Source organism: Streptomyces viridosporus (genome assembly GCF_002078235.1).
Classification (GTDB): Bacteria; Actinomycetota; Actinomycetes; order Streptomycetales; family Streptomycetaceae; genus Streptomyces; species Streptomyces viridosporus.
In genome coordinates this window covers 1-2,789 of the sequence record NZ_MSGP01000739.1, presented here as the reverse complement: position 1 = coordinate 2,789, position 2,789 = coordinate 1, and the positions used below count along the sequence as shown (strand labels likewise).

Annotated in this window: 2 protein-coding genes; one reads left to right on the top strand and one right to left on the bottom strand. The window is 72.6% G+C overall.

Going from position 1 to position 2,789, the window contains the following annotated elements; all coding sequences use genetic code 11:
* Window positions 1-366, top strand: a 366-nt coding sequence (locus B7L92_RS36830; RefSeq protein ID WP_081241501.1) for a GNAT family N-acetyltransferase, incomplete at its 5' end; no start/stop codon positions are given.
* Between the two features lie 6 nt (window positions 367-372).
* Here the strand turns inward: B7L92_RS36830 and B7L92_RS36825 are convergent.
* Window positions 373-2,493 (bottom strand): MFS transporter, encoded by a 2,121-nt coding sequence (locus tag B7L92_RS36825; protein WP_081241500.1) that lies wholly within the window; start codon window positions 2,491-2,493, stop codon window positions 373-375.
* Window positions 2,494-2,789: the final 296 nt, after the last annotated feature.

The following is a 2,789-nucleotide window of genomic DNA, read 5'->3' as shown; positions in this document are numbered from 1 at the left end:
GAGCTGGAGCGCGAGATCGCGGCGCGGCCGGGCGGCGATCTCGCGCCGCCGAAGGGCCTGCTGCTGGTCGCGCGGTACGCGGGGGAGCCGGCCGGCAGCGCGGGCATCCGGCTGCTGGACGACGCGACCGCCGAGCTCACCCGGGTGTTCCTGCACGAGGGGATGCGGGGCAGGGGCGGCGCGGCGCTGCTGGTGCGGGCCGCCGAGGACGCGGCCCGCGCGTGCGGTGCCACCCGGATGGTCCTCGACACGCGCGGGGACCTCGTCGAGGCCCGGGCCCTGTACGCACGGCTCGGCTACACGGAGACCGAGCCGCACAACACCGACCCGTACGCCGAGCACTGGTTCGCCAAGGGACTCGGCTGACCGGCGTCATCCGGCCCGCGTGGCCGGGCGCTCGCGTTGCGGGCCCTCCCGTTGCGGGCCCTCCCGTTGCGGGCCCTCCCCCTGTGCGCCGCACAGCTCGCCGGTCAGCTCGTGCACCAGCCGCACGAGGTCGGTCGGACGCTCCGGTCCCCACCAGTCGCCGAGCAGTTCGGCCAGGGAGTCCTCCCGGGCCCGCGCCAGCCGCTCGGCCACCTCGCGCCCCTCGTCGGTCAGGACGAGTCCGAGGCCCTGGCGCACGGCGAGGTGCCGCACCTCGACCTGGCGGGCGGCCTCGACGACGATGTTCAGCGGGACGGGGCCGCGCTCGGCGAGCCGGGCCGGTTCCACCGTGCCGTACCTCCTGATCCGCAGCAGCAGCCAGCTCGCCGCGGGCAGCAGGTCGTAGCCCGCGCGCGCGGTGATCCGCTGGTAGACCTCGCGCCGCCCCTCCCGGGTGCCGAGCAGGGACAGCGCGCGGTACACCTCGTCGTACGACGACCGCTCCACGGGGTTGCTGGCCAGCGTCTCGGTGGCGTCGGGCGCGGTGACCGAGGCGCGCAGCCTGTCCTTCTTCAGGAACCAGGCCAGCACGAAGCCGAGGAGGGCGACGGGGGCGGCGTACAGGAAGACGTCGGTGATGGCGGAGGCGTAGGCGTCGACGGCCGAGGCGCGCAGCGCGGACGGCAGGGCGCCGATGCCGCGCGGGTCGGCCTCCAGCGCGTCGGCGGAGACCCCCGGGGGGAGGGCGACGCCGCGGAAGGCGTCGGTGAGTTCGGCGCCGAGCCGGCCGGCGAAGATCGTGCCGAAGATGGCCACGCCGAACGAGGCGCCGATCGACCGGAAGAAGGTCGCGCCGGAGGTGGCGACGCCGAGGTCCTCGTAGGAGACGGCGTTCTGCACGATCAGCACCAGGACCTGCATCACCAGGCCGAGTCCGGAGCCGAAGACGAAGAAGAAGAGGCTCGTCACGGCGGTGGAGCTGTGCGCATCGAGCTGGTGGAGCAGCAGCAGTCCGAGGGTGGTGACGGCGGTGCCGGCGATCGGGAACACCTTCCAGCGGCCGGTGCGGCTGACGATCTGCCCGGAGCCGGTCGAGGCCAGCAGCATGCCGGCCACCATCGGCAGCATGTGCACGCCGGACACGGTCGGGCTGACGCCCCGGACCACCTGGAGGTAGGTCGGCAGGTAGGTCATCGCGCCGAACATGGCGAACCCGATGATGAAGCTGATCACGGCGGAGAGCGTGAAGGTGCGCACGCGGAACAGCTTGAGCGGCAGCACCGGCTCGGCGGCCCTCCGCTCGACGGCCACGAAGGCGACGGCGAGGACGACGCCCAGCACCGCGAGCCCGACGATCCGCGGCGAGCCCCAGCCCCAGGTGGTGCCGCCGAGGGAGGCGACCAGGACCAGGCAGGTGGCGACGGAGGCGATGAGGAAGGTGCCGAGGTAGTCGATGACGTGCTTCGTCGCCCTGCGCGGGATGTGCAGCACCGTCGCGATCACGGCGAGCGCGACGATCCCGAGGGGCAGGTTGATGTAGAACACCCAGCGCCAGCTCAGGTGCTGGGTGAACAGCCCGCCGAGCAGCGGCCCGAGCACACTCGTCGTGCCGAAGACCGCGCCGAACAGTCCCTGGTAGCGGCCACGTTCGCGCGGTGGGACCAGGTCCCCGACGATCGCCATCGACAGCACGATCAGCCCGCCGCCGCCCAGTCCCTGGAGCGCGCGGAAGGCGATCAGCTGGAACATGTCCTGCGCCGTGCCGCACAGCGCGGAGCCCACCAGGAAGATCACGATGGCGGTCTGGAAGAGCTTCTTGCGCCCGTACTGGTCGCCCAGCTTGCCCCACAGCGGGGTCGCGGCGGTGGAGGCCAGCAGATAGGCGGTGACCACCCAGGACAGGTGCTCCAGGCCGCCCAGGTCGCTGACGATCGTGGGCAGCGCGGTGGCCACGATGGTCTGGTCGAGGGCGGCGAGCAGCAGACCGAGCAGCAGCGCGCCGATCGAGAGGAGGACGTTGCCGGACACCTGCTCTCGGGCGTCGGCGTCGTGGGTCGGCGGTCCGGCGCCGGGTGAGGGCTGCGCTCCGCCCGCCTTCGGCGTCGTTCCGTGCGCGTCCCCGGCCATGAAGACCTCCCCAGGTTCCGGTTTTCCCCTCCATCGTGGTCGGTGCGACCCGTTATGGCCTGTTGAGTTCCTGCGGAATATCGCATTCCGGGGGCGCGCGAACCGGGGTGTGAAGAAGATCTGCATAATCTCTGGAGTTCGCGAGGGGAGGGACGACACGTGGAACAGCCGAACGGGAACCCGTGCCCGGAGTGCGGCGCGCCCAGGCACCGGGACAACACGCCGTCCTGCGCCGTGCGGGCGTCGCGCAGGGCGTCGGACGCGCGGAGGGTGCAGGCGCAGGACGGCGTGTTGTC

Bases quoted from the DNA above. Each gene is read 5' to 3' on its own strand.
- B7L92_RS36825 (WP_081241500.1), bottom strand. From the start codon at position 2,493: ATGGCCGGGGACGCGCACGGAACGACGCCGAAGGCGGGCGGAGCGCAG.